This window comes from Pilimelia columellifera subsp. columellifera (genome assembly GCF_039532605.1).
GTDB lineage: Bacteria > Actinomycetota > Actinomycetes > Mycobacteriales > Micromonosporaceae > Pilimelia > Pilimelia columellifera.
Window position 1 is genome coordinate 343,788 of the sequence record NZ_BAAARY010000001.1, and the last position, 26,179, is coordinate 369,966.

Below are 26,179 nucleotides of genomic sequence, written 5' to 3' on the forward strand. Positions count from 1 at the left end.
GCCGGGACCCCTCAGGCGTAGAGGTCGACGCCGCCCGGACGGACCACGTGGGCCATGGCCACCGAAGCCTGCTGGGTGCCCTTGAGCGCCAGCAACAGGTCCGCCTGGGCGTTGGCCTGTGCCTTCTGGGCCTGGGGGTCCGGGGCCTTGCCGACTGCCGGCGTCGTGAAGGCGGCGGACGCGGAGCTGGCTGAGACGGGTGACATGTGACCTCCCGGACTGGCAGTGGCCGCCGCGCGGGGGTGGGCGGCCGATGAGGGAGTGATCGGCGGCCCCGGCGGCGTTCTGAGGGCTTCAGGCGGGGAAACAGTCACCCGGATCGCGCTCGCGGCTGGGCCGGTGGTGGTTCGACGCGACGTCAGGGGCCGACCGCCCGCGTCGCCCGATCGGGCGTCGCCAGAGCTTTGAACCCGATGACTCGCCGTTACTGCGAACCCCGATTCGGCAAGGGAGAATGACTACCGTAGCGTCTGTTACAACACGTTCAACGATTAGGGGTCACCGTGGCAACAGGCACCGTCAAGTGGTTCAACGCTGAAAAGGGCTTCGGCTTCATCACCCCGGACGACGGAGGGGCGGACGTTTTCGCTCACTTCTCCGCCATCCAGTCCCAGGGCTTCAAGGAGCTCCAGGAGAACCAGAAGGTGGAGTTCGACATCGCCCAGGGCCAGAAGGGCCCGCAGGCGGAGAACATCCGCTCCCTCTGACGTTTCGTCAGTAGTTTCACCGAGCGGCGATTTCGGGGCTACGCGACCGCGTGGCCGCCGAGATCGTGCCGGCGTTGCCGGCACGGTGGAGACCAGCAGACGCAGCCCGGCCCGCAGTTGGCGGCCCGGGCTGCATCATGTTGTCCGCACGGGCCCGGCCGTTTGTCCGCCCGAGCCTCTCCAGACGCCACCCCGGCGCGTCAGGATTCACCCGTAAGAGTGAACTTTCGGTCCCGGGCGCTGCGCTACCGAGCCTGGGTCACCGCCAGTGGTCGCGACTCGGGCGCAGACCGGTGTACCGACCAGCGGACTGCCATTGATCAACACCAACCGATATGGTGCGCCCGTGTCAGGGTGATTCATCGGACTTGGACGATGCGGCCGCTCCCGCCCCTCCGGCGCGCGCCGGTCGGGCCGGAGGAGGTCGCGATTTGTCGCAGCGCGTGCCCGCCGTCCGGCGAACCTTTCACCTCGTCGCCGCCGTCCTGCTGGCGAGCGCCGGCGTCGGGTGGGTGCTGACCAGTTTCTGCTCGCCGTGGGCCGCCCCGCTGTGGGGGTGGGCGCCGCCGGTCGCGAGCGCCGCCGTCGCCGCGTCGGCCTGTTGGAGCACGGCCGAATCGCCGGCGCTGGCCCGGACGGGGCGACGGTTCTGGCGCCGGGTCGGCGTCGCGATCGGCGTGATCGGTTGCGGCGGCGTCACCAGCGCGATCGACTGGCTCGGCGGCGCCGACCACCCCACGCTGCACAACCGGCCGGGAACCCTCACCCTTTACGTCCTGGGCGTGCTGATCCTCCTGTTCGCTCTGCTACGACTGCCCAACAAATCCTCGCTGTCGCGGTCCCAGCGGCGGCGGTTCCTGCTGGACATGGCGATCGTCATGACGACGACCGGGTTGTTCACCTGGTACCTGTCGTTCCGTCAGGTCGAGCGGTGGTCGACGCTCACCGGCTGGGCGGCGGCGGCGATGGCGACGCTCCTTCTGGGTTTCGCGGCCACGGTGGCGTTCAGCCGGGTGGCCCTGACCGGTAGTGGCCCGGCTGACCCCCAGGCGTTGCGCGTCCTCGGGATGACGGCGGCGGTGGGGGCGTTCGTCGGATCGTTGTCGCCGCTGATGCAGAACAGCCCGCACCTCAACAACGCGATGCTGTCGATCCCGTGCACCGCGCTGGTGATGGTCTTCGCCGCGGACCGCCAACGGCGGGCGGCCGCGGGGGCGGCGGGGCGGGCAGCCGGACCGCCGCGCGCCTACAGCGTCGTCCCGTATCTGGCGGTGGCCGCGACTGATGTGCTGCTCCTGGCGACGACGTACCACCGCGAGGGCGAGGCGGTGATCGTGGCGTTGTGCGCCGTCGTGATCACCGGGGTGGTGGTGTACCGGCAGATCACCGTGCTGGCCGACAACGCCCGGCTGCTGCGACGGGTGGACGCCAGTATGCGCGACCTGCGCCAGGCGCAGGGGCAGCTGGCGCATCAGGCCCATCACGACAGCCTGACCGGGCTGACGAACCGTCGCCTGTTCGAGCAGCGGGTCCAGGGCTCGTTGACCGCTGGCGAGGCGTTCAGCGTCGCGCTCATCGACCTGGACGACTTCAAGATCATCAACGACCGGCTCGGGCACGGCGCCGGCGACGCCCTGCTGATGACGGTCGGTCAACGGCTCCAGGAGTGTCTGGGGCCGGAACACGTCGTGGCCCGGCTCGGCGGGGACGAGTTCGCCGTCCTGCTGACGGGTGTGTCCACCACCGACGCCTCGCCGGACCTCGACCGGATCGTGGCCGCGCTGCGCCGCCCGATCAGTGTCATCGGCCAGGAGCTCAGCGTCGGTTCCAGCATCGGCGTCGCCGACGGCGCCCCGGGCATCGCCCCCGCCGAGGTGATGCGCCGGGCCGACCTGGCCATGTACGCGGCCAAGGGACGCGGCAAGAACCGCTACGCCCGCTACGACCGGGAGTTGGAGCGGCACGCCAACAAGGAGGCCCGGCTGGCCGCCGACCTACGGCTGGCCCTGGGCCGGGGCGAGTTCTGCCTCGTCTACCAGCCGGTGGTCGCGCTGCCCCACGGCCGGCCGGTGGGCGGGGAGGCGCTGGTGCGCTGGCGACATCCGGACCGGGGCCTGGTGCCGCCGAGCGAGTTCATCGGCGTCGCCGAGCGGACCGGCGTCATCGTCGCGTTGGGGAGCTGGGTCCTACGCGAGGCGTGCCGGGCCGCCAGCGGGTGGCTGGCGAGCCCGGCCGCCGCCTCCGGCCCGTGGCGACTGAGCGTCAACATCTCCGCGCGCCAGCTCCGCGAGCCGACCTTCGCCGCCGAGGTCGCCGCGGTCCTCGCCGAGACCGGACTGCCGCCCGAACGACTCGTCGCCGAGGTCACCGAGACCGCGGTCTTCGACAACGAGCCGGCCGTTGCGGCCCTCACCACGCTACGCGGCCTCGGGGTGTCCATCGCTCTGGACGACTTCGGGACCGGCCACTCATCGCTCGGGCTGCTGCGCACGATCCCCGCCACCGTCCTGAAAGTCGACAAATCGTTCGTGGACAACATCGCCGGAGCGGAGGAGGAGGTCATCGCCACCGCCATGCTCCAACTGGCCAACGGACTACGTATGGACGCCGTCGCCGAGGGGGTCGAGACCTCCGCCCAGGCCGACCGGCTGCACCAGCTCGGCTACCGACAGGCGCAGGGCTTCTACTTCTACCGTCCGGTCGGCGCCGCCGACATGGGGGCGCTGCTCGCCGGGACCGCCGCGATCGCGGCGACCAGCCCGGGAGCAGCCTCGACCCAGTGAGCCAACGCGCCGCCGGGGCTCAGGTCAAGGAGCGGGCCGGCCGATAGACGAGGCATGACAGGACCGCACACGGAGCCGGGCACAGCGGCGCAGCGCCCGGCAAGTCTCGGCGTGACCGAGCTGACGCGGGCGGTGACCGAGCTGGAGCTGGTCCCGTACCACGCCCCACAGGACGCTGAGGCGCCAGCTCAGGACCTGGAGCGACGCGCCCGTGAGCTCGGCCTGGAGTCTCTGGTGGTGCGGGCGAGGCTCATCACCGCGGACGTCCGGGCCCGGATGGGGGACAACGCCGCCCTCGGCCGGGTCGCCCACCAGGCGCTGATCTGGGCCAACGCGCGCGGCGATGTCGAGGTGCAGGTGCGTTGCCAGCGACTGTTGTCGGCCTTCTACGGGCGCCTGGGCGACACGGCGACCTCCCTGGAGCATGCGGTCCGCGCCGTCGAGCTGTTACCGGCGTCCGCGCCGGCGCCGTTGCGGGTCCGCCACTACATGGGCCTCGCCGTCGCGCTGATGCTGGCGCGGTCATTCGACGCCGCCCGGGACCGTTTCGCTGTCACGTTGTCGATGCTCGACGAGCGCGACGACCCCGATGTCCGGGTCGCCGTCCTCAATAATCTCGCGTACCTGGAGCTCACGGCCGGTGACACCGGGGCCGCGATGCGGGCGGCCGACCAGATGCGCGCCGTCGGGCAGCGGCACGGCATCACCATGGACGCCGTGTACCTGGACACCATCGCCAGGGCGCAGATCGGCGCGGGGCGCTTCGCCGCCGTCGAGCTGACCCTGGCCCCGATCCTGGAGTCCGACGACGGGTGCACCGAGCCGCACGACCTGGCAGAGGCCCTGCTCACCCTGGCCGAGAGCCAGCGGCTGGCCGGCGCCCTCGACCAGGCGCTCGGCAGCGTGCGTCGGGCGCTCCACGAGAGCCGACGGCGCGGCATCGAGAGCTTCGTGGTGCGCGGCCTCAGGGAGCACGCCGCCGTGCTGGCGGCGAGGGGCTCCTACGCCGAGGCGTACGAGCAGTTGCTGGCGTTCCACACCGCCCACGAAGCGGTGCAGTCCGCCGAACGTCAGGCCCGCGCCCGCACCCTGCATGCCGCCTTCGCCACCGAGGAGGCGGTGCAGCAGAGCCGCCGATATCGGGAGATGTCGCTGCGGGACCCCCTGACCGGCCTGTACAACCGCCGCTACATCGACGACCGGTTGCCGGCCCTGCTAGACCACAGTCGGCAACGCTTCGGCCACCTCTCCGTCGCGATCATCGACCTGGACCACTTCAAGAGGGTCAACGACGAGGTGTCCCATGACGCGGGCGACAAGGTGCTGGCAAGGCTCGCCACCCTGCTGGAGGCAGCCGTCGGCGGCGACGGCAGCTTCGTCGCACGGCTCGGCGGCGAGGAGTTCCTGCTCGTCCTCCACGCCGACTCGGCCACCGCCGCCCGCGTCTGCCAACAGCTGTGCGACACCATCCGCGCCAAGGACTGGAGCGACCTCGTCGGCACGATGCCGATCACCGCGAGCGTCGGCGTCGCCACCACGTTCGCTGGCGGCGACGCCGCGATCGCGCTGCTGAGCACAGCGGACCGGAACCTTTACCGCTCGAAGGCGAACGGCCGCGACCGGGTGACCGCCTGACCGGCGGCCCCGGCGCGCGTCAGCCTCGGGCCGGCACGTTCAGGCAGGCCAGCCGGGCGCCGGCGGTCCCGGCCTTGCCTGGCTCGGTGCTGGTGGTGGAGGCATGCACGATCACCGACCGGGGCGTGTTGGTGAACGTGCCGCGGTGCTTGGTCGTGACCGTCGCGCCGCCGGTGGCGTCCGTACGGAAGTCCAGCCAGATCTCGTTGGTCGAGTTGGCGTAGCTGGGGTCGACCGACGGCGGCGAAGCGGACGCGGCCGGGTCCGGCGACTGCTGGAAGTGCGGGCCGGCCGCGTCACCGGTCGCCCCGCAGGGCGCGCTGTGGATATGCGCGCCGTAGGCGCGGTTGGCCACGAAGCCGCCGGCGGTCAGCTCGACTGTGGATTCGTCGCCCGCCGGGGTGATCGCCACCGACAGGGTCGCGTTGAGCGGTGCGAGTTTCGGGTCGTAGGTGATGGCAGCGGCGCCGGCGGTGTAGGCGGCGAGCGCCCCGGACGCCACGATCGGCGCCCCGGCGGTGGCGCTGGCGCTCGGCGGCGGCGTGGCGGACCCGGTCGGTTGTGGAGCGTCGTCGTCGCCGCATCCGGCGGCGGCCAGCGGTGCGGCCAGGAGCAGAAGTGCGGCAGTGGCGCGTCGCATGCGATTCTCCCAGGTGTAGAGCTGCTGATGGCGATGCCGCACGGCCCCGGTTGGGGCTCGCGCGGCCGTTGATGACAGTGGGCTACGGCTGTTGAACGACGGTAGCGTGTCGCAGAGATTGTGGCGCGCCGAAGTCCTCCGTGGCGCTCAGAACCCCCGGCCGCGCGCCGATATGGAGGTATGTCCTTGGCCAGCCTGCTCGCCCTCGGCGCTGAGCCCACCGGGGCCCGCGCCGCCCGCATCCGCCACTCCCCACAACACGTCGATGGCAGATTCCGGAACGCGGGCGGGGCCATCCCGTCCGGCGAGCCCGCTGTGAGCGCGTTCGCGGAGTGGCGCGGACGCGGCGCGGCCCGTCCCGACGCCGTGATTCCGGTCGTCCGACCCGACTTCGCCGACCGGCCAGCGGACGGGCTGCACGCGGTGTGGCTCGGCCACGCCGCCGTGCTCGTCGAGATGCAGCGACGGCGGGTCCTCATCGATCCGATCTTCAGCGACCGGTGCTCCCCGGTCGGCTTCACCGGGCCCCGACGGCTGCACCCTTCCCCGCTGCCGCTGGCCGACCTGCCGGAGATCGACGCGATCGTCATCTCGCACGACCACTACGACCACCTCGACCTGCCCTCGATCGTCGCGCTCACCCGCCGGCACGCGGCCCCGTTCCTGGTCCCGCTCGGCGTCGGCGCCCACCTCGAACGCTGGGGAGTGCCGCCGGACCGGATCATCGAGTTGGACTGGCACGAGAGCGCCCGCGTCGCCGGCCTCACGTTCACCGCGACGCCCGCCCACCACTTCTCCGGGCGGGGTCTCACCCGCGACCGGACCCTGTGGGCCTCGTGGGTGATCGCTGGCGGGGAGCGCAAGGTGTTCTACACGGGCGACTCCGGTTACTTCGCCGGGTATGCCGACATCGGCCGTGACCACGGCCCCTTCGACCTGACCCTGATGCAGGTCGGCGCTTACAGTCACGGCTGGCCCGACATCCACATGACGCCCGAGCAGGGACTCCGGGCCCACCACGACGTCCGTGGGGGGCTGCTGCTGCCGGTGCACTGGGCGACGTTCCGGCTGGCTTTCCACAGCTGGGCCGAGCCCGTCCAGCGGCTGGCCGCGGCGGCGGCGTCCGACGCCGTGTCGCTCGTGGCGCCACGACCGGGCGAGCGCCTCGACGTCGACGCGCCGCCGCGGCTGGACGCCTGGTGGGACGCGCTCGTGCCGGCAGGGTTGACGGCCCGTTAGCCGGGGTATCAACAGGTCATGCATTCAGACAGACGCTTCGGCCTGGTGTCTGAGCCGCAGGCCGACGGTCTGCCCGACACCGCCGACCACGACTCCACCGCGTACGACGACATCCACTCGGCCCGCGAGGCCGACGGGCCGAGGCCGGCGGCGTTGCCGGTCGACCACGCCGTCCGGTTGGACGCCTTCGGTGGAACGCCCGCCGAGGCGCGGGCAGGCACGCCGCTGGACCAGCGGCTCGCCCAGGAGCAGCCAGACCAACTGCTGACCGGCCCGGACGCCCGCTGGGACGACGAGGAGCGTCCGGACCACGACGTCCTCGATCCGTCGCCGCGTTTCGACCCCAGCAACCCCGTCTCGATGTACGACCGCCCGTTGGACGATGGCGACGTCGCGCCGATCGGGCGGCTCGCCGCCCCCGACGCCGGCAGCGGCTTCGACGAGGAGAAGGACGAGGTGGCCCGGGACATGGGGCCGTCGGGGGGCGGCCCGACCGTCGAGGAGGCAGCCATGCACGAGACCCACGAGCTGGACTGACCAGACACAGCTCCGCTATCCGCGCACGCCCGGCTCACGCTGACCCGCCCGGGTCGCGCCGAGCACAGTGGACGTGCGATTCCAGAGTGTGGCACCGGTATGGGCCGTCGACAGCGCTTCCGCGCTTCGGCGGCCCCTTTCTGGCGGCGGCCCATGTCTGGCAAGTGCCGTTCCCTCCAGGCTGACAATCCACACCAGTCTATGTAGAGTTCTACGGATAAGTCTGAGGGGGAGTCTGATGGAGCCACATGTGTCGTCCGCGTTGCGCCACGGCCCGTTCCATCACGCGCTGCGCGCCGCCATCAAGGCGCGGGGTCTGCCTCTCGAACGACTGCGTCAGTGTCTCGCCGAGGCGGACATCGCCGTGGGGGTCGCCACCCTCAGCTCCTGGCAGTCCGGACGGCGACGGCCGGAACGGCCCGATTCGCTGCGCGCCGTCGAGATCCTCGAGGAGATTCTCGACCTGCCGGAACGATCGTTGATCGTCCTGCTGGGCGCGCCCCGGCGCCGTGGTCCCGCCCCCCGGCGGGAGCACGGGGCACGGGGCTACGCCGAGCTGCTGGACGCGGCCGATCGGCTTGCCAGGCTTGTCCAGCAGCTCGGCTGCCGGGACGGCCGGCTCCGGGTGCTCAGCGCCCACGACATCGCCTACATCGGCGCGGACAGCTCGCTCGCCTCCCTGGAGACCACCGTGGTGATGGAGGCCGTCGAGGAGACCGACCGTTACGTCGCCTTCTATCAGGGCGGGTCGGGGATCGACCCGACCGGTGGCGGTTCCGTCGAGTTCATCCCGACCGGGAACTGCCGGGTAGGCCGGACCAGGCACGACCCGGCCAACGGGCTGTTCGTCGCCGAGATGCTGCTGGACCGCCGGTTACGGCCGGGCGACACCTCGGTCACCAGGTACCGGGTGACCGACCGCACCGGCGCCGGCGGCGGCGAGTACGTCCGCTTTCTCCGGTTCTCCGCGCAACAGGTGGTCATCGAGGCGCGGTTCAGCGCGGACGCGCTGCCCCTGCGGTGCTGGAGCTTCACTCGCGCCAAGGAAGGCCATCCGGACCAGACCCACGAAGAGGTCACGCTCGGGGCCTACCACGAGGCCCACGTCGTCGGCGCCGACCTGTCCGCCGGTCTCATCGGCATCGGCTGGGACGCCGTCTGAGACGATCGCCGTCCGACGACTGGCGCCGCGTCCGCAGCCGAAGCGGCCGATCGACAGCGGCCGTTGTATTGACATTCGCTCAGCCTTATAGCTGTATAGATGCAGATCGATCGGACTGGGTGTCCCCACCCGGCCGGCCGATCAGTTCCCCAACGGCGAAACACCGCTGAGCGCCTGCCGAAACGACCATCTGTCCCGTCGCCCGCCCCAGGCGTGCCCGGCAGACCGCTCGGCCGACCACAGCGCCTAACCCCCGAGGTAGCTGATGAGCCAGCAACGGAAAAAGTGGTCGCTCGTGGTCGCGGTGTCAGCCGCGCTCACCGCCACCCTCACCGCGCCCGCCGGCGCGGGCCTGCCCCTGCCCGGTATCGACGTCGCCGAACAGCAGCCGGCGAGCGCCGAGCCTGTCACCACCTACGTCTACGGCGTCCAGGCGCCGACCGCGGCCGACGCGGAGAAGCTGGCCCGCCAGGGCTTCGACCTGCTGGAAGACCGGGACGGCGACACCCTGTTCGTCGCCGGCGACGCGGCCGTCGGCAAGAAGCTGGCAGCCGCGGGCTTCCGCGCCGAGGTGTTCGACACGATGCGCCCGTCCTGGGAGAACCCCGGCGGCCTCATCGGCAACCCCGACCCGAAGAACGCGAAGGTCGCCGACACCTTCTACGGCGGCTACCACACCTCGATGGGCCACATGAACCACCTTCAGCAGGTGGCGTCGGCCAAGCCCGACCTGACCAGGATCCACAACCTGGGCAAGACCTACACCGGCAAGTACGACGTCCGGGCGATCTGCATCACCAAGCTCGCCCAGGGCGACTGCGAGCAGCGCAACGACGGCGCCAAGCCGAAGTTCTTCCTGATGACCCAGACCCACGCCCGCGAGATCGCCGCCGGCGAGATGTCGTACAAGTTCATCGACCACCTCACCAACGGCTACGGCTCCGACGCCGAGGTGACCGCGCTGCTGGACTCGACCGAGGTCTGGGTGGTGCCGATCGCCAACCCCGACGGACTCGACATCGTGGCCCAGGGCGCCCGACCGTCGATGCAGCGCAAGAACCGCAACCCCACCGGCGGCAACTGCACCGGCGACAGCGTCGGCGTCGACCTCAACCGCAACAACGACAGCCACTGGGGCGGGGCCGGAACCTCGAAGAACCCGTGCAACGACACGTACCTCGGGCCCAGCGCCAGCAGCGAGCTGGAGAACAAGGCGCTGCACAACGTCTGGGCCAAGATCTTCAAGAAGCAGCGTGCGGGCGGCAACTCTCCCGCCCCGGTCACCGCCACCGGCTACATGCTCTCGATCCACACCGTCGCCGGGATGAACCTGGTGCCGTGGCAGTACGCCAACACGCCGGCCCCGAACGACAAGGCGCTCAAGGCCATCGGCGCGCAGATGAAGTCGTACAACGGGTACCAGACCGGGCAGGCCCCGCAGATCCTCTACGCGGCCTCCGGCGGCCATGACGACTACATCTACGACAAGCTCGGCGTCGCCTCGTCGACCATCGAGCTGGGCGGCGCGGGGCAGTGCGGCGGCACCAACTTCCACCCGCCGTACAGCTGCGTCGAGACGTACTGGAAGGCCAACAAGTCGGTCCTCATGTACCTCGGCAAGATCGCCAAAGCGCCGTACGCGGCCTCGTTCGGCCCGAACGTCCGCTCGGCCGAGATCACCGGCGCGAACCTGTCGGTGACCGTCGACGCCCGCACCTACGAGAACGCGGCGAAGGGCCGGGAGAACGTCGGCGGCGACGCCACGACCGTCGAGTACTCGTTCGATCCGACGTTCGCGTCGGCGTCCCCGCTGGCGCTCAAGCGCTCCGGGGTCACCGCCACCGCGAGCGTGGCCGTCAACGCCGCCGGCCAGCCGGCCGGGCGACGGATGGTCTACGTCCGGGCCAAGGACAAGGCGGGCAACTACGGCCCGACCACCGCAACCTGGATCACCGTGGGCTGATCTCACAACAAGCAAACAGTCAGGGCGGCCGGTACACCCCGGCCGCCCTGACTGTTTTCCAAACCCTGCCCTACGGGGCCTACCTCACTGGATCAGTAGCGGTAGTTCTCCGGCTTGTACGGGCCGTCGACCTCGACGCCGATGTAGTCCGCCTGCTCCTTGCTCAGCTCGGTGAGCGTCGCGCCGACCGCCTTGAGGTGCGCCCGCGCCACCTTCTCGTCCAGGTGCTTGGGCAGCGTGTACACCTCCTTGGCGTACTGGTCCCGCTTGGTGTGCAGCTCGATCTGGGCGATCGTCTGGTTCGAGAACGACGCCGACATGACGAAGCTCGGATGCCCGGTGGCGTTGCCCAGGTTGAAAAGCCGGCCCTCGCTCAGCACCACGATGGAGTGCCCGTCCGGGAACTTCCACTCGTGCACCTGGGGCTTGATCTCGATCTTCTCGATACCGTCGAGCCTCGCCAGCCCGGCCATGTCGATCTCGTTGTCGAAGTGACCGACGTTGCCGACGATGGCGTTGTGCTTCATCCGGGCCATGTGCGTGGCCATGATGATGTCCTTGTTGCCGGTGGTGGTGATGAAGATGTCGCCGGCGGCGACGACGTCCTCCAGCCGCACCACCTCAAGGCCGTCCATCGCCGCCTGAAGCGCGCAGATCGGGTCGATCTCGGTGACGACGACTCGCGCGCCCTGGCCCCGCAGCGACTCCACCGCGCCCTTGCCGACATCGCCGTAGCCACAGACCACAGCCAGCTTGCCCGCGATCATGACGTCGGTGGCCCGGTTGAGGCCGTCGATCAGCGAGTGGCGGATGCCGTACTTGTTGTCGAACTTGCTCTTGGTGACCGAGTCGTTGACGTTGATGCCCGGGAACAGCAGCCGGCGCTCGCGGGCCAGCTTGTAGAGGCGCTTGACGCCGTTGGTGGTCTCCTCGGTGACACCGATGATCGACTTGGCCATCTCGGTGTACTTCTTCGGGTTCGCGACCAGCGAGCGCCGCAGCGTCTCCAGCACGATCCTGTGCTCTTCGGAGTCGTCGGCGGAGTCGGCCGGGACAGCGCCCGCGGCCTCGTACTCCACGCCCAGGTGGATGAGCAGGGTGGCGTCGCCGCCGTCATCGACGATCGAGTCCGGGCCGGAGCCGTCCGGCCAGACGAGCAGCTGCTCGGTGCACCACCAGTACTCCTCCAGCGTCTCGCCCTTCCAGGCGAAGACCGGGACGCCCTGCGGGTCGTCCGGAGTGCCGTTCGGGCCGACGACGGCGGCGGCCGCGGCGTGGTCCTGGGTGGAGAAGATGTTGCAGCTCACCCAGCGGACCTCGGCGCCGAGGGCGACCAGGGTCTCGATGAGCACAGCGGTCTGGGTGGTCATGTGCAGAGAGCCGGCGACCTTCTTGCCGGCCAGCGGCTGCGTCGGACCGAACTCCTCGCGCAGCGCCATCAGGCCGGGCATCTCCTGCTCGGCGAGTTCGATCTCCTTGCGGCCGTAGGAGGCCAGGCTCAGGTCGGCGACCTTGTAGTCGCTGACGCCGCGGGCCACGTCCGGGGTCAGGGTCACGCTCAAGTTCGATCTCCTCCGTCAGCTAGGGCGCCGGGCGCTTGTCGACCTCATCGCGCCCCGTCGTGGAGCCGTCAACCGGGCTTCCCACGCGGGGCGGAGACTACCAGTCTGGGGAGTTGGCCGGCGTTCGTGCCGCGGCGCCGGAACCGCTGTTCAGCCCCGCTTCATGAGCCGGCCGATCGCGGCCATCATCTCCTCGGCGACCTCGTCGGCGCGGCCGGTCCTGGCGCCCTCGTGCATGCAGTGCCGGGCGTGGCCGTCGAGCAGGCCGAGTCCGACCTTGTCCAGTGCGGCCTGGACGGCGCTGATCTGGGTCAGGACGTCTATGCAGTAACGGTCGTCGTCGACCATCTTCTCGATGCCGCGGACCTGCCCCTCGATGCGGCGCAGCCGGGCCGTCAGTTGATCCTTGGTGGCGCTGTAGCCGCGCTGGGGTGCAGTCATGCAGCCATGGTAACGACACCCCGTGGGGGTATGAACGGGGTCGCGAGCGCAGTCAGAGCATCGCTGGTTGGCGCATCGCCGCGAGCAGGGCGCGGCAGGAGCTCGCGCACGCCTGGCAGACCGCGGCGCAGATCCGACAGTGCTCGTGCTGGTCGGCGTGCTGCTCGCACTCGTCGGCGCACGCCACGCAGGCGGCCAGGCACGCCTCCAGCAGGGCGGCGTTGACGACGGCGTCGAAGCCGGTCTGCCGGGAGAGCACGCGAGCGGTGGTGGCGCAGATGTCGGCGCAGATGACGCCGCTGCTGATGCAGCGGGTCAGGTCGGCCACCGACTGTTCGCTGAGGCAGGCGTCCGCGCACGCCGTGCTGGCCTCGCTGCACCCGATGAGGGCGTCGATGGTGTGCGCGAGTTGGGCCCGGTCAAGGTTGACCGGGCCGGGGTAGACGTCCATGAGGCGCAGGGTCGGAGCTGTCATGTCAGGTCCCTTCGGTCCGTGGAGCGTCCGGTCGGCTACCCGCGCCCAGCTCCGAGAAACCACCCAAGGGTGTGTGTGGGTGCAGGGGGGGTGTACCCCTTGGGGGTATTGGTGTTACAGTCGGGTCGAACGCAGGATACCCCCTGTGGGTATTTACCGAAGGAGCACATCATGGATGCGATCACCACTACCTACGCCATCGACGGCATGACCTGCGGGCACTGTGTCAGCGCCATCTCGGCCGCGCTGGGCGAGCTGGACGGGGTCAGCGCCGTCGCCGTGGACCTCGGCGCGAAAAGCGCCACAGTCACCAGCGACCGCCCCCTGGACGTCGAATCCGTCCGCGAGGCCGTCGACGACGCCGGGTACGAGCTGGTCAGCCAGCGATGAACGTGCCGACCAAACTGGGGCTGTTCGGAGCCGCGCTGGTCGTGGCCTTCGGGGTCGGCGCGGGCGCCGGGCGGCTGGTCGGCCCCGTGGACCGTCCGGCGCCCGCCCACACCGGACAACCTCCCGAAATCCCCGGGCACACCGCCCCGCCAGGGCCCCACGACCAGCCCAGCACCCAGGACCAGCCGGACGCCCACAACCAGCCCGGCAGCCATGGCCAACCCGCCGCCGCTGGCCAGGCCGGCGCCGCCGGAGCGGCCGGCGCCCCTGAAGAAGAGGCTCACCGATGAACGCTGGCTCCGCCAGTGACCTGCCCCGGGCAGCGAACCAGATCGAGCTGGCGATCACCGGGATGACCTGCGCGTCATGCGCGTCCCGGATCGAGAAGCGGCTCAACAAGCTCGACGGCGTCGCCGCCAGCGTCAACTACGCGACCGAGAAGGCCACCGTCGCCTACGACGACGTTGTGGCGGTGGACGACCTGGTCGCCACCGTTCACAGGCTCGGCTACCAGGCGCGCGTCCCCACGCCGGCCAGCGCGCCGCCGACTGCTGGCGCGGCGGCGGCCGCCGAGCCTCCGTCGGACGATCTCAGGCCGATGCGGGACCGGCTCGTCATCTCAGCGGTCCTCAGTGTGCCGGTCATCGCCTTCGCGATGATCCCGCCGTTGCAGTTCACCTACTGGCAGTGGCTGTCGCTGACCCTCGCGGCGCCGGTCGTCGTCTACGGGGGCTGGCCATTCCACCGGGCGACCTGGGCGAACCTGCGGCACGGCGCCGCCACCATGGACACCCTGGTCACCGTGGGCACGCTGGCCGCGTTCGGCTGGTCGGTGTGGGCCCTGTTCCTGGGAACGGCCGGTCAGCCCGGGATGCGGCATGAGTTCGCCTTCGCGGTGCAGCGCACCGACGGCGCAGCCAACATCTACTTCGAGGCCGCCGCCGGGATCACCGTCTTCCTGCTCGCCGGGCGGTACTTCGAGCACCGGTCCCGGCGTCGCGCCGGGGCGGCGCTGCGGGCGTTGCTGGAGTTGGGCGCCAAGGACGTGGCGGTGCTGCGCGGCGGTCAGGAGACCCGGATACCGGTGGACCAGCTCGTGGTCGGGGACCGGTTCGTGGTCCGGCCCGGCGAGAAGATCGCCACCGACGGGCAGGTGGAGGACGGCGCGTCCGCGGTCGACGCCGCGATGGTCACCGGTGAGTCCGTCCCCGTCGAGGTGGGCCCCGGTGACCCCGTGGTGGGGGCGTGCGTCAACGCCGGGGGCCGGCTGGTCGTGCGGGCCACCCGGGTCGGGGCCGACACCCAGCTGGCACAGATGGCCAGGCTCGTCGAACAGGCGCAGACCGGCAAAGCCGCCGCGCAGCGCCTCGCCGACCGGATCTCAGCCGTGTTCGTGCCGATCGTCATCGTGCTGTCAGCCGCGACGCTGGGCTTCTGGATCGGGGCGGGCGGGGGCGTGGCGGCCGCGTTCACGGCCGCCGTCGCGGTGCTCATCATCGCCTGCCCGTGCGCGTTGGGCCTGGCCACGCCGACGGCGCTGCTCGTCGGCACCGGTCGCGGCGCCCAACTCGGCATCCTCATCAAGGGACCGGAGGTGCTGGAGTCGACGCGACGGGTCGACACCGTGGTGCTCGACAAGACCGGCACCGTCACCACCGGACGGATGGCGCTGGTGGACGTGGCCACCGCAGACGGCGTCGAGCGCGGGGAGCTGCTCCGGCTCGCCGGAGCTGCCGAGCACGCCTCCGAGCACCCGATCGCCCAGGCCATCGCCGCTGGCGCCGCCGAGGCCGGCGAGCTGCCGGCCGTCACCGGGTTCGCCAACGTCGAGGGGCTGGGCGTCACCGCCACCGTCGATGGGCACGCCGTCGTCGTCGGGCGGGCCCGGCTGCTGGAAGAGCGCGGCATCACGCTGCCGCCGCGGCTGACCGGCGCCCTGGCCGCCGCGCAGGAACGCGGCCACACGGCGGTGGCGGTCGGCTGGGACGGGCGGGCCCGCGGGCTGCTCGTCGTCGCCGACGCGGTGAAGGAGTCCAGCGCGGCGGCGATCGCCCGGCTCCGGGAGCTGGGACTCACGCCGATCCTGCTCACCGGCGACAACGCCGCCGTGGCCCGGACCGTCGGCGCCGCAGTCGGCATCGACGAGGTGATCGCCGAGGTGCTGCCCCAGGACAAGGTTGACGTGATCCGGCGGCTCCAGGGCGAGGGCAGGGTCGTCGCGATGGTCGGCGACGGGGTCAACGACGCGGCGGCGCTCGCCCAGGCCGACCTCGGCCTGGCCATGGGCACCGGCACGGACGTGGCCATCGAGGCCAGCGACCTCACCCTCGTGCGCGGCGACCTCAGGGCCGCCGGCGACGCGATCCGGCTGGCCAGACGTACCCTCCGCACCATCAAGGGCAACCTGTTCTGGGCGTTCGCCTACAACGTCGTCGCCCTGCCGTTAGCGGTGGCGGGGCTGCTCAACCCGATGATCGCGGGGGCGGCGATGGCGTTGTCGTCGGTGTTCGTGGTCTCCAACAGCCTGCGGTTGCGCCGGTTCCGCGCCGACCTCAGGTGACGGCCGGCAGAGTGGCGATGAGGCGCTCGACCCGCTCGCGGATCTGGTCGCGGATGGGGCGGACGGCCTCGACGCCCAGGCCGGCCGGGTCGTCGAGCTTCCAGTCCTCGTAGCGGATTCCGGGGAAGGTGGGGCAGGCGTCGCCACAGCCCATGGTGACAATGACGTCGGCGGCCTGGGCGGTGTCGTGCTCCAGCAGCCGCGGGATCTGGCCGGTGATGTCGACGCCGACCTCACGCATCGCCGCGACCGCGGCCGGGTTGACGGCGTCGGCCGGCGCCGACCCGGCCGACAGCACCCGCACCCGGTCGCCGGCCAGGTGGCGCAGCCAGCCGGCGGCCATCTGGGACCGACCGGCGTTGTGGACGCAGACGAACAGGACAGTGAGCTGGACGGTCATGCGGTCTCCTCGGTCGGGGAGGGGTGCGGGACGACCACGTCGTCGGCGGCGCGGCCGGCATCGGGGTACAGGGCGACGACCAGCCCGAGGCCGACGAGCAGGCCGACGAGTTGGGCGGCGACGAAGCCGGGGACGGACTCCGGGGCGATCCCGGCGAAGGTGTCGCTGAACGCCCGGCCGACGGTGACCGCCGGGTTGGCGAACGAGGTGGACGAGGTGAACCAGTACGCGGCGCCGATGTACCCGCCGACGGCAGCCGGGGCCACCGTGGCCCGCCCGGAGCGGGCCAACGCGAATATCAAGGTGATGAGCCCGACGGTGGCGACGACCTCGCCGAGCCACAGGTGCCCGCCGGTCCGCTCCTTCGTCGACAGGGTGACGGCCGCCAGGTCGAACATGAGGTTCGCCAGCACCGACCCGGCGACCGCCCCGAGGGTCTGGGCGGCGACGTAGCCGCCGAGGTCGGCGGCGTTGAGTCCCGTGCCGGTGCGCCGGCCGAGCCACCAGTCGGCGACGGACACGACCGGGTTGAAGTGCGCGCCGGAGACCGGCCCGAAGGTGAGGATGAGCGCGCCGAGGCCCAGCGCGGTGGCGACGGAGTTCTGTAGGAGCTGGAGGCCGATGTCATCCGGGGAGAGCGTGGCTGCCATGACGCCGGAGCCGACGACGGTGGCGACGAGCATCGCCGTCCCGACGAACTCGGCGAGCAGCCGGCGGGGCAGCGCCGGCGCCTGGGCGGCCGGTAGCGACGCCTGCGGCGCCGGCCGGGTGGTCACGGGCACTCCCGGCGGGCGTCGGTGTTGGCGCGGGCGCGGTCAGCCAGGTCGGTGAGGCGGGTCGCGGCGGCGGCGAACGGCTCGGGCAGCAGACGGTAGTAGGTGAACCGGCCGTGCGGCTCGGCGGTCACGAGGCCGGCTTCGCGCAGGATGCGCAGGTGGCCGGAGATGTTGGGCTGCTTGGCGCCGGTGTCCTCGACGAGGTGGCAGGTGCAGGCCGGGCCGTCGGCGAGCAAAGTGACGATCTGGAGGCGGAGCGGGTCGGCGAGCAACCGCATCAGATCAGGGGCTTCTGATATCAGCACACGATGATACAAGCACGGAGGGCCGCACCTGGCAAGAACGACGCCTGGTGGCGGGCTGGGATACGCTGCCCAGTTCTGGTTAGGCGCCGACTGCCCAACGACCCGACGGAGCCCCCCATGCGGCCACACGACCACGCAGCGGACATCGACGACCGGCGCTGGTTGCAGCGGGCGATTGACCTCGCGCACCGGTGCCCGCCCGCGGACGGCGCCTACAGCGTCGGCGCCGTGATCGTCGACGCCGCCGGCAACGAGATCGCCTACGGCTACTCCCGGGAGACCGATCCTAAGGTCCATGCCGAGGAGTCCGCCATCGGCAAGCTGGCTGGCGACGACCCGCGCCTGGCCGCCGCGACGATCTACAGCAGTCTGGAGCCCTGCTCCCGACGCGCGTCACGCCCACGCCCCTGCGCACAGCTCATTCTCGACGCCGGAATCGGCCGGGTCGTCACCGCGTGGCGCGAGCCCAGCCTGTTCGTCGCCGACTGCCAGGGGGTAGCGACCTTGCGAGCCGCCGGGGCACAGGTCGTGGAGATACCGGAGCTGGCGTCCGCCGCCATGGCGCCCAACCGGCACCTGGGCCTGTAACGGAAGCTCAGCAGATAACCACGATCGCGGTCACCACCAGCCCCGACCCGACGGCGTACCGGCCGGACAACCGGCCCAGGTCCACGCCCTCGAAGCGGGCCGGCGGCGACAGCCGGGCGGTGAAGGCCCCCGCCAACGGGTCGGCGGACGGTGTGAAGACGACCTCCGCCTCCTCGAAGCCCAGCCAGCGCCGGGCCACCGGGAACCACGCCTTGTAGACCGACTCCTTGGCGCTGAACAGCAGCCGGTCCCATGCCGGCGCCGGCTGAGCGGCGGCCATCGCGGACAGGTGGTCCCGCTCGCCGGCCGACGAGACCAGGCCCAGGACGCCGTCCGGCAGCGGCCCGTGCGGCTCGGCGTCGATGCCCACGCTCACTACCTCGGACCGTCGGGCGACGGCGGCCGCCCGGTAGCCGTCGCAGTGGGTGATCGCTCCGACGAACTCGTCCGGCCAGCACGGCTCGCCGCGCTCGCCGCGTGGGATGGGGCCGGGCTCCACCCCGAACTGACGCAACGCCGCACGGGCGCAGGCCCGGGCAGCGGCGAACTCGTCGACCCGTTTGGGCACCGCCTTGGCGACCCACACCGCCTCCTGCGGGAACAGCGCCGCAGGCGCCGGCGGTCCGTACGCCTCGACCGTCGCCACCGATGACGGCAGCAACGCGCGCAGCAACGGCGGACTCTGCCGGGGGAGGTCGTCAGGCACGGCGTCAGCGTAGTCGGAACGGCCGCGCCGCCCGGCCAGACGAACACCGGGCGGCGCGGGTCACTGCGAAAGGCGTCAGCGACGGGCGCCGACCGCCGCGAAAGCGTCCACGATGCCCGAACCGTAGAAGCCGTTGAAGCGTGCCGTGCCCTCGCACAGCGCGTCGAACTCCGGCCCGCGGTCCTCGTTCTTGTATGAGACCAGCGGCGGCGCCGGGCAGGCCCGGGCAGCCGCCGATCGGGTCAGCTGCCGCTCGACGTCGCCGGGTGGCATCGTCAGCCCGCCGAGGTCGGCGTCCCGGGTCCCGAACCGGCTGACGATGAGCGCGGCCACCCCGGCCGCGTGTGGGGCGGCCATCGAGGTGCCCTGTAGATGGGTGTAGTAGCCGCAACGGCCGTCGGCGGCGCAGCGCTTGAAGGCGGTCTCCTCGAATCCGGCGACGATGTTGCCGTCGGCGTCCACAATGCCCTCGGTCTGCAACGCGCCGCGCGGGTACGACGACAGGATCATGTTGCCGGCGGTCCGGTAGGTGGGTGTGCCGAAACCGTCCCGGAAGTGACCGCCGGGCGCCGCGACCGTGACCCGCTCCAGGCCGTAGTTGGAGAAGTCGGCCTTGCGGCTCGACGGGCCCAGCGCCGAGACGCCGATCGCGTGCGGACCCTCCTGCGGCAGCATGAGGCAGTCGGCGTTGTCGACGACCCGCCGGTACGGGGCCACCGGACCGGTGTCCGGGCTGGACTCGTCAACACCCGGCCGGCCCAGGTCGGAATGCTCGTTGCCCATCGCCACGACCATGGTCACGCCGCGGTCGTGGGCGTAGTTCATCGCCCGGGACATCGCGGTGACGATGGCCCGCTGCTCCGCCCGCGCCTCGGCCGAATCGGCCGCGTTCGACCCGCAGTTGTACAGCCACGGGTCGACGAAGAAGGACATGTTCACCACGTCGAGGCCGGCGTCGGCGGCGTAGGTGATCGCGTTGACGACCGGGTCGAGGAAGAAGTAGCCGGAGTCCTGGCCGCCCTTGAGCGCCACCAGGGTGACATTCGGGGCGACGCCGGACAGGCCGAACCCGTCCGCGGCGGCGCCGACGGTACCGGCGACGTGCGTGCCGTGCCCGTTGTCGTCGACGTGCACCGGGTCGACGCAGCCGGCCCACTCGCAGGCGCCGTCGATGGACGGGATGTCCGGGGCGAAGTTGCGCGACAGCGTCGTGTCGAAGTTCGGGGTGAGGTCCGGGTGGGTGGCGTCGACGCCGGTGTCGAGAATGCCGACGGTGACCCCGCGCTCGCCGCGCTCACGCTGGCGGGCCAGGTCGGCGCGGACCATCCTCAGGCCCCACAGCCGCTCGTCCAGCGGGTCCATGCCGACGACCGGGGCGCGCGCCCCGCCGGAGGGGCCGTACCCGGTGGCGCTGCCGGGCCGGACGGCCCCGGGCACGAGGTGCTCGGTCTCGACGCGGTCACGCAGCCGGGGGGCGGCGCCGATGGCCCGGTCGCCGGTCGCGCCGATGAGCGACGTCGCCGCGGCGGCGCGGCGGGCGAAGTCGGAACGACGCGTGGTCACCTGGTAGGTGCCGGCGGCCGCGTTGCGGGCCACCACGGCGCCGCCGGCGGCCTCGATCGCGGTGGTCGCGGCGCTGGCGCTGACCCCGGCCTCGGCGACGACCGTGAAGCGGGTCAGCTCAGCGGCGTCGGTGTGGGTGGGAGCGGCGGCCGATCCACTGGCGCCGGCGAGCACGAGCGCCCACCCCAACGTCCCGGCGGCGATGGCGCGCAGTCGCCTGCCTGCCATGGGTCACGTCCTTCCGATTCGGTGATCACTGACCGAATCGGATACCGCGCGACGGACGCGTCAAACCCACCGTCACCCCCACGGGGCGCCGGTGGGGCCGAAACCACCCGGACGGGTCAGCCGCCGAGCAAAGCGCGCACCCGCTCCGGACCCACCGCCAGCAGCAGGGTGGGCAGGCGAGGGCCGGTCTCCCGGCTCACCAGGAGGCGGTACAGCAGGGCGAAGAACGTCCGCTGCGCGACCTTCAGCTCCGGGGTGGGCCGGGTGTCCAACGGCAGGCCCAGCTGACGCTTGGGCACCCCGTAGACCAGGCTGGTGAGCCCGTCGAGGGACCAGTCGTCGGTGAGGTCGGCGCACAGCATCCGCAATGACTGCCGCTCCGGCTCGCCGAGGCCGGCCAGCAGCGCGACGTCCGGCTCGGCCCGCACGCGGGTGCGCTCCTCGGCCGGGACCTGGGTGAGCATCCAGTGCTGGGCACAGTCCAGCCGGGGGCGCAGCTCGTCGATCGAGCCGATCGGGTTCGCCGGATCCAGGTCGTTGAGGATGCGCAGGGTCTGGGCCTCGTCCCCGGCGGTGACGTCGACGACCGAGGCGATCGTCCGGTACGGCAACGGACGCGGGGTGCGCGGCAGCTCGCCAGCCGCGGTGCCGACCGCCCGCTGGTAGGCCACCGCGTCAGCTGGCGCGGCGGCGCCGTCGGCGACCCTGCGGGCGAGGGTGTCCCACTCGTCGTACATCCGCTGGATCTCGGCGTCGAACGCGATCTTGAAGGCCTGGTTGGGCCGGCGCCGGGCGTAAAGCCACCGCAACAGCGGCGTCTCCATGATCTTGAGTGCCTCGGCCGGGATCGGCACCCCGCCCTTGGAGCTGCTCATCTTCGCCATGCCGGAGATCCCGACGAACGCGTACATCGGGCCGATCGGCGGCTGCCCGCCGAAGACCTCGGACACCAGATGCCCGCCGACCACGAACGACGACCCCGGCGACGAGTGGTCCACCCCCGAGGGCTCGAAGTCGACCCCCTCAAATGCCCAGCGCATCGGCCAGTCGACCTTCCAGACCAGCTTGCCGCCGGTGAACTCCGACAACAGCGCCGTCTCGGCGTGGCCGCAGGCGCACTCGTAGCTCAGCGCCGTGGTGGCGTCGTCGTACGCGGTGATCGTCGTCAGGTCCCGCTTGCAGGCCGTGCAGTACGGCTTGTACGGGAAGTATCCGGCGCCGGCGGCGCCGTCGTCCTCGCTGGCCGCCCCGGAGCCCTCCGCCGCCTCGACCTCAGCCGCCTCGGCGTTCTGTGCCAGCTTCACCCGGCCCTTGGTGCGGTAGCGGTCGAGGACGGCGTCGATGGTCTTGCGCTCGCGCATCGCGAGCAGGATCTGGTCGCGGTACGCCCCGGACGTGTACATCTGCGTCTGGCTGATGCCACGGAACGCGATGCCCAGGTCGGCCAGGGCGGCGATGAGCGGCGCCTTGAAATGCTCGGCCCAGTTCGGGTGCTCGCTGCCCGGCGGGGCCGGCACCGACGACAGCGGCTTGCCGATGTGCTGCTCCCAAGACGGGTCGACGCCGGCCGGCACGCGCCGGAACCGGTCGTAGTCGTCCCAGGAGATGAGGTGCTCGCAGGGCGCCCCGCGGCGCCGGATCTCGTCGGCGACCAGGTGCGGGGTCATGATCTCGCGCAGGTTTCCCAGGTGCACCGGGCCGGACGGGCTGATCCCCGAGGCGCACACGATGGGCGCTCCCGGCTTTCGCGCCTGCGCCCGCTCGATCACCTCGTCGGCGAAACGCGCGACCCAGTCCGCGCCGTTCTCCTTCGTCATGATCGCCCCTAGCTGTGCTCTGGCGGTGCGCCCGCGGCTCCCCGGCCGTCGGGGAGGCGTCCCATTCTCGCGGTGTGGTCCGGTTGTCGTCACGGCGGTATCCGGCCCGTCGCCGTGGGGTCGCCCCGACCGAAACCGGCGATCCGGATACTCCGGGCTGAAGCGGACGGCCGGCGCGCCGTCGGACATCCCGGACCACGGCTGTCGGCCAGCCGGCCCTCGTCCGTCGGGCCGACCGGTGTCGGCCACCTGAGGCGACCGGCGAACAGCCGTGACGAAGTCGTTCGACCGGCCCGGCCAAGGCGACTGAAGCGACGCCGGACCATAGCTTGAACGCGAAACCCTCTCCAAGCTTTGAACCAACACGTCACCCCGTTCGTACCCGGAGAGGTTCTCGAAGATGGCTTTGGCAAACATGATCCGCTCGCGGCACATGGCCACCGCGATGGCGGCGCTGCTGGGCGCCGGGGGCCTGGTCGTCGGTCTCCAGAGCCCCGCCGCGGCCGAGGAGCCCGCCGCCACCGGCAGCGTCACCTCGGGACCGACCCGCTACTCGACCACCACGCTCGGCCGCAAGATGATCCAGATCAAGATGCGCGGCCACTCGACGACCGGCGGCAGCGTCCTGGGCGTCGACACCACCAGCCACGGCCGTCAGCTGGCCTACTGCGTCGAGATGCGCACCGGCGTCCGCAGCGGCAGCCAGATGATCACCGCGCCGTGGTCGTCCTACCCGGGCGCCAACGCCGCCGACCAGTCGCTCTCCCAGATCCAGTGGGTCGTCAACAACAGCATCGACGTCGTCGGCCAGCAGGCGATGGAGAACGCGGTCAGCTCCTGGCTCGCCGCCCAGGGACGTCCACGCCTGGTCAACGGGCTCCAGATCAACGAGGCGCTCGCCGCCACCCAGGCCGTTATCTGGAGCTACACCGAGAGCACCAGCGTGGAGCGGTTCCAGACCACCGACTCGCGCAACACCGCCGACGGCGCGGTCGCCGACTCCATGTCGATCTACCACTACCTGCGGGCGATGGCCGGCAGCAGCAGCGTCAAGACGGGCATGTGGATGTCCGCCGAGGAGATCGCCGGCGCCAGCGGCACCGTCATCGGCCCGGTCACCGTCCACACCACCGGCACGAAGGCCCGGCTCAGCTCGGACCTGCCGGCCGGCGTCACCCTGGTCGACAGCGACGGGAACCCGATCGACGTCAACAACATCAAGAATGGTCAGAAGCTGTACGTGAAGGTGGCCGCGGGCACCGCCGCCGGCAGCGCCCAGATCCAGCTGACCACCGATGACGCGGTCGTCAAGGCCGCCGGTCAGATGTTCAAGGGCCGGTACACCCGGACCCAGACGCTCATCATCGGCACGCCCACCGTCGGCGCGGCGAGCGCCAAGGTGATGGTCCGTTGGACGACCGCGACCACCCCGCCGCCGCCAGCCACCCCGGAGACGCCGACCGCCGGGACGCCGACCGTCACCACGTCGGCCACCGACAAGGCCGATGGCGACAGGCTGATCGCGGGCAAGGGCGGAACCGTCACCGACGTGGTCACGTACACCGGTCTCAAGGCTGGCAAGAAGTACACGCTGTTCGGTGAGCTGATGGACAAAGCCACCGGCCAGTCGACCGGCATCACCGCGACCAGGAAGTTCACGCCGCCCGCCGCCAACGGCACGGTCACCCTGGAATTCAAGGTCGACGCCAACTTCGCCGAGAAGACCATGGTGGTCTTCGAGACGATCCTGCGCAGCGGCAAGGTCATCGCCGAGCACAAGGACATCAACGACGCCGCGCAGACCGTGGTCGTCGACAAGTCGTCCGGCGAGGGCGACGGTGGCACTGACGGCAACACCGGCGGAAATACCGGCGGCGGCTCGGACAACGGCGACGACGGGTCGAACAGCGGCGACAACGACTCGGACGACGACACGTCAGGCGGCCCGAGCCTGCCGGTCACCGGCGCCTCGCTCGGCGGCGTCATCGGCGCCGGCGTCCTCGGTCTGGTGATGGGCGCCTGGATGCTCATCGCGGCCCGCCGTCGCCGGGCCACCTTGGGGGCCGAGCTGGTGCGGTGACGCCACGGCAGGAACTACAAGGCGCGGCAGGAACAGGGACAGCAAGGGGCACGGCAAAGGGCGGCGCTGCCGCGGTCACCACACCGGTGACCGCGGCAGCGCCATGTCCGGCGTCCGGTCGGGTCAGATCCGCAGCATGAGGTCGTGCACGCGCACGCCGTCGCGGCGGTCGGGGCGGCCCGATCCCAGGTCCATCACGAGTTCGAGGGCGGCCAGAGCGTCGAACCCCGCGGCGTGCAGGCAGCGCAGCGCGGCGACGTTACGGGCCGCGGGCGACACTGTCAGGGAGGTCATCCCGCGACCTCGTGCCGCCTCGGCGACCTGCCGCGCCAGAGCCGCGCCGATGCCCGCGCCGCGGGCCGGGGCGGTCACCACGACCGGCCAGACCTCGCCGCCGCGTTCGTGCAGCACCAGGCCGGCGAGGCCCAGGACGTCGCCGCCGGGACCTTCCGCGACCCAGACGCCGGACAGGTCGATCCGGGCCAGGTACTCCTCGATGCCGGCGCCGGCGTCGCCGCCGACCGCCGGGCTGCCCGGGTACTGCCGCTCCTGCTCCTCGGCCAGCTCGGCCCACAGGCGGCGCGCCGCCTGGTGGTCGGTCGGCCGGTACGCGCGTACCGTCACCTGCGCCCGCTCACCAAGCGCGGTCACGCTGCTACCTTGCGTCATCTCGTCATAATGAACCCGATCCGGGCCGCCCGCGCCCGAAGTGGGGAATCGACATGGACCTCGCCTACCTGCGCGCCCACCCCGGCCACCTGCCGACGTTCCTGCTTCACCAGCGGATCCGGGAGACTCCGGTGACCGGCGGCGACACCTGCGTGGCATCCCGCCTGACCCTCGACGACGGGAGCTCGGTCTTCGTCAAGACCTGGCCGGAAAAGTCAGACCGAACCCGGCCGGACGGCTTCTTCGTCGCCGAGGCGGACGGGCTGTGCTGGCTCGCCGACAGCGGAGCCCCCACCCCCGGCCTGATCGCGGGCCTGCCACAACTGCTGGCGCTCGACTGGATCGAGCCCGGGCCGCCGACCGCTGAATCCGCCGCCCGGCTCGGGCACGACCTGGCGGCCATGCACCGCTTCGGCGCCCCCTCGTTCGGGGCAGCATGGCCGGGGTGGATCGGACGACTGGCGCTGGACAACACCCCGTCACCGGGCCCGTGGTCGGTGTGGTTCGCCGAGCGAAGACTGCTGCCGTACCTGCGTGCGTCGGTGGACGCCGGGGCCCTCACCGACGCCGACGCCCGACTGGTGGAGGAGGCCGCCGGGCGCCTCGGCGCCCTCGGCGGCGACGAGTCACCGTCGCGACTGCACGGGGACCTCTGGCCGGGCAACATCCTGTGGGCCGCCGACGGCACGGCACGGCTCGTCGACCCCGCCGCCCACGGCGGACACCGGGAGACCGACCTGGCCAACCTCGCCCTGTTCGGCGGGGCGCCGCACCTGGACCGGCTGCTCGCCGCGTACCAGGAGGCTCACCCGCTGGCCGCCGGCTGGCAGGCCCGCCGGCCGGCGCACCAACTGCACCTGCTGCTCGTGCATACCGCACAGTTCGGCGGCGGGCACCGCGACGCGGTGGTGGCGGCCGCTTCAGCGGCGCTCCGGGGTTGACGCGATACCGTT

Annotated in this window: 25 protein-coding genes; 13 read left to right on the forward strand and 12 right to left on the reverse strand. The window is 71.6% G+C overall.

Features of this window, described 5'->3' with window-relative positions:
• Positions 1 to 11 precede the first annotated feature (11 nt).
• Positions 12 to 206, reverse strand: a complete 195-nt coding sequence (locus tag ABD287_RS01615) for a hypothetical protein (RefSeq protein ID WP_344167039.1) — start codon at positions 204 to 206, stop codon at positions 12 to 14.
• Between the two features lie 297 nt (positions 207 to 503).
• Here ABD287_RS01615 and cspE point away from each other — a divergent pair, with 297 nt between their 5' ends.
• The 3 genes from cspE to ABD287_RS01630 all read left to right on the forward strand — a co-directional run bounded on the left by cspE (position 504) and on the right by ABD287_RS01630 (position 5,125).
• Positions 504 to 707: a transcription antiterminator/RNA stability regulator CspE gene (cspE, locus tag ABD287_RS01620; RefSeq protein WP_344167041.1), complete on the forward strand. Its 204-nt coding sequence runs from the start codon at positions 504 to 506 to the stop codon at positions 705 to 707.
• Between the two features lie 431 nt (positions 708 to 1,138).
• Positions 1,139 to 3,490, forward strand: a complete 2,352-nt coding sequence (locus ABD287_RS01625) for a putative bifunctional diguanylate cyclase/phosphodiesterase (protein ID WP_344167043.1) — start codon at positions 1,139 to 1,141, stop codon at positions 3,488 to 3,490.
• 54 nt (positions 3,491 to 3,544) lie between these two features.
• Positions 3,545 to 5,125, forward strand: coding sequence for a GGDEF domain-containing protein (locus tag ABD287_RS01630; RefSeq protein WP_344167045.1), 1,581 nt, complete (start codon positions 3,545 to 3,547; stop codon positions 5,123 to 5,125).
• A gap of 19 nt (positions 5,126 to 5,144) precedes the next feature.
• Here ABD287_RS01630 and ABD287_RS01635 read toward each other — a convergent pair whose 3' ends face one another.
• On the reverse strand, positions 5,145 to 5,765 hold the full coding sequence (locus ABD287_RS01635) for a superoxide dismutase family protein (RefSeq protein WP_344167047.1): 621 nt from the start codon (positions 5,763 to 5,765) through the stop codon (positions 5,145 to 5,147).
• A 180-nt stretch (positions 5,766 to 5,945) separates the two neighbouring features.
• Here ABD287_RS01635 and ABD287_RS01640 point away from each other — a divergent pair, with 180 nt between their 5' ends.
• From ABD287_RS01640 to ABD287_RS01655, 4 genes are all read left to right on the forward strand, one after another.
• Positions 5,946 to 7,004, forward strand: coding sequence for an MBL fold metallo-hydrolase (locus ABD287_RS01640; RefSeq protein ID WP_344167049.1), 1,059 nt, complete (start codon positions 5,946 to 5,948; stop codon positions 7,002 to 7,004).
• A 45-nt stretch (positions 7,005 to 7,049) separates the two neighbouring features.
• A complete protein-coding gene (locus tag ABD287_RS01645) occupies positions 7,050 to 7,541 on the forward strand; it encodes a DUF5709 domain-containing protein (RefSeq protein WP_425565462.1) in 492 nt (163 codons plus the stop codon).
• A gap of 238 nt (positions 7,542 to 7,779) precedes the next feature.
• On the forward strand, positions 7,780 to 8,703 hold the full coding sequence (locus tag ABD287_RS01650) for a helix-turn-helix domain-containing protein (protein WP_344167053.1): 924 nt from the start codon (positions 7,780 to 7,782) through the stop codon (positions 8,701 to 8,703).
• Between the two features lie 265 nt (positions 8,704 to 8,968).
• Complete coding sequence (locus ABD287_RS01655; protein WP_344167055.1) at positions 8,969 to 10,666, forward strand: M14 family zinc carboxypeptidase; 1,698 nt, start codon at positions 8,969 to 8,971, stop codon at positions 10,664 to 10,666.
• 92 nt (positions 10,667 to 10,758) lie between these two features.
• On the opposite strand, the gene ahcY is transcribed toward ABD287_RS01655, so the two are convergent.
• From ahcY to ABD287_RS01670, 3 genes are all read right to left on the reverse strand, one after another.
• The gene (gene ahcY, locus ABD287_RS01660) at positions 10,759 to 12,228 is read right to left on the reverse strand and encodes an adenosylhomocysteinase (RefSeq protein WP_344167057.1); all 1,470 of its coding nucleotides are present in this window, start codon (positions 12,226 to 12,228) and stop codon (positions 10,759 to 10,761) included.
• A gap of 150 nt (positions 12,229 to 12,378) precedes the next feature.
• Positions 12,379 to 12,669 (reverse strand): metal-sensitive transcriptional regulator, encoded by a 291-nt coding sequence (locus ABD287_RS01665; RefSeq protein WP_344167059.1) that lies wholly within the window; start codon positions 12,667 to 12,669, stop codon positions 12,379 to 12,381.
• Positions 12,670 to 12,721: 52 nt separating this feature from the next.
• A complete protein-coding gene (locus tag ABD287_RS01670) occupies positions 12,722 to 13,144 on the reverse strand; it encodes a four-helix bundle copper-binding protein (RefSeq protein WP_344167061.1) in 423 nt (140 codons plus the stop codon).
• A gap of 171 nt (positions 13,145 to 13,315) precedes the next feature.
• Here ABD287_RS01670 and ABD287_RS01675 point away from each other — a divergent pair, with 171 nt between their 5' ends.
• Genes ABD287_RS01675 through ABD287_RS01685 form a run of 3 tightly spaced genes read left to right on the forward strand, consistent with a single transcriptional unit; the run spans position 13,316 to position 16,094 of the window.
• Positions 13,316 to 13,534 carry a heavy-metal-associated domain-containing protein gene (locus ABD287_RS01675; RefSeq protein ID WP_344167063.1) on the forward strand — a complete coding sequence of 73 codons (219 nt, stop codon included), beginning with the start codon at positions 13,316 to 13,318 and terminating at the stop codon, positions 13,532 to 13,534.
• The gene (locus ABD287_RS01680) at positions 13,531 to 13,824 is read left to right on the forward strand and encodes a hypothetical protein (RefSeq protein ID WP_344167065.1); all 294 of its coding nucleotides are present in this window, start codon (positions 13,531 to 13,533) and stop codon (positions 13,822 to 13,824) included. The genes ABD287_RS01675 and ABD287_RS01680 overlap by 4 nt, the downstream gene beginning before the upstream one ends.
• A complete protein-coding gene (locus tag ABD287_RS01685) occupies positions 13,821 to 16,094 on the forward strand; it encodes a heavy metal translocating P-type ATPase (RefSeq protein ID WP_344167067.1) in 2,274 nt (757 codons plus the stop codon). The genes ABD287_RS01680 and ABD287_RS01685 overlap by 4 nt, the downstream gene beginning before the upstream one ends.
• Here the strand turns inward: ABD287_RS01685 and ABD287_RS01690 are convergent.
• The 3 genes from ABD287_RS01690 to ABD287_RS01700 are packed head-to-tail and all read right to left on the reverse strand — an operon-like array spanning position 16,087 to position 17,575.
• The gene (locus ABD287_RS01690) at positions 16,087 to 16,494 is read right to left on the reverse strand and encodes an arsenate reductase ArsC (protein WP_344167069.1); all 408 of its coding nucleotides are present in this window, start codon (positions 16,492 to 16,494) and stop codon (positions 16,087 to 16,089) included. The two genes, ABD287_RS01685 and ABD287_RS01690, sit on opposite strands and share 8 nt — an antisense overlap.
• Positions 16,491 to 17,270, reverse strand: a complete 780-nt coding sequence (locus tag ABD287_RS01695) for an aquaporin (RefSeq protein ID WP_344167071.1) — start codon at positions 17,268 to 17,270, stop codon at positions 16,491 to 16,493. Before ABD287_RS01695 ends, ABD287_RS01690 begins: the two co-directional genes overlap by 4 nt.
• Complete coding sequence (locus ABD287_RS01700; RefSeq protein WP_344167073.1) at positions 17,267 to 17,575, reverse strand: ArsR/SmtB family transcription factor; 309 nt, start codon at positions 17,573 to 17,575, stop codon at positions 17,267 to 17,269. The genes ABD287_RS01695 and ABD287_RS01700 overlap by 4 nt, the downstream gene beginning before the upstream one ends.
• A gap of 117 nt (positions 17,576 to 17,692) precedes the next feature.
• On the opposite strand from ABD287_RS01700, the gene ABD287_RS01705 reads away from it, so the two are divergent.
• A complete protein-coding gene (locus ABD287_RS01705) occupies positions 17,693 to 18,163 on the forward strand; it encodes a cytidine/deoxycytidylate deaminase family protein (protein ID WP_344167075.1) in 471 nt (156 codons plus the stop codon).
• A 7-nt stretch (positions 18,164 to 18,170) separates the two neighbouring features.
• On the opposite strand, the gene ABD287_RS01710 is transcribed toward ABD287_RS01705, so the two are convergent.
• The 3 genes from ABD287_RS01710 to lysS all read right to left on the reverse strand — a co-directional run bounded on the left by ABD287_RS01710 (position 18,171) and on the right by lysS (position 22,477).
• Positions 18,171 to 18,869 carry a 4'-phosphopantetheinyl transferase family protein gene (locus tag ABD287_RS01710; protein ID WP_344167077.1) on the reverse strand — a complete coding sequence of 233 codons (699 nt, stop codon included), beginning with the start codon at positions 18,867 to 18,869 and terminating at the stop codon, positions 18,171 to 18,173.
• A 75-nt stretch (positions 18,870 to 18,944) separates the two neighbouring features.
• A complete protein-coding gene (locus ABD287_RS01715; RefSeq protein ID WP_344167079.1) occupies positions 18,945 to 20,660 on the reverse strand; it encodes a S8 family serine peptidase in 1,716 nt (571 codons plus the stop codon).
• 116 nt (positions 20,661 to 20,776) lie between these two features.
• Entirely contained in the window at positions 20,777 to 22,477 is a 1,701-nt protein-coding gene (lysS, locus tag ABD287_RS01720) for a lysine--tRNA ligase (RefSeq protein ID WP_344167081.1), read from the reverse strand.
• Between the two features lie 400 nt (positions 22,478 to 22,877).
• Between lysS and ABD287_RS01725 the strand changes: the two genes are divergently transcribed.
• Positions 22,878 to 24,557 (forward strand): VaFE repeat-containing surface-anchored protein, encoded by a 1,680-nt coding sequence (locus ABD287_RS01725; RefSeq protein ID WP_344167083.1) that lies wholly within the window; start codon positions 22,878 to 22,880, stop codon positions 24,555 to 24,557.
• A gap of 123 nt (positions 24,558 to 24,680) precedes the next feature.
• On the opposite strand, the gene ABD287_RS01730 is transcribed toward ABD287_RS01725, so the two are convergent.
• Positions 24,681 to 25,208 carry a GNAT family N-acetyltransferase gene (locus ABD287_RS01730; protein ID WP_344167085.1) on the reverse strand — a complete coding sequence of 176 codons (528 nt, stop codon included), beginning with the start codon at positions 25,206 to 25,208 and terminating at the stop codon, positions 24,681 to 24,683.
• A gap of 71 nt (positions 25,209 to 25,279) precedes the next feature.
• On the opposite strand from ABD287_RS01730, the gene ABD287_RS01735 reads away from it, so the two are divergent.
• Positions 25,280 to 26,167: a fructosamine kinase family protein gene (locus ABD287_RS01735; RefSeq protein ID WP_344167087.1), complete on the forward strand. Its 888-nt coding sequence runs from the start codon at positions 25,280 to 25,282 to the stop codon at positions 26,165 to 26,167.
• The last annotated feature ends 12 nt before the right edge of the window (positions 26,168 to 26,179 follow it).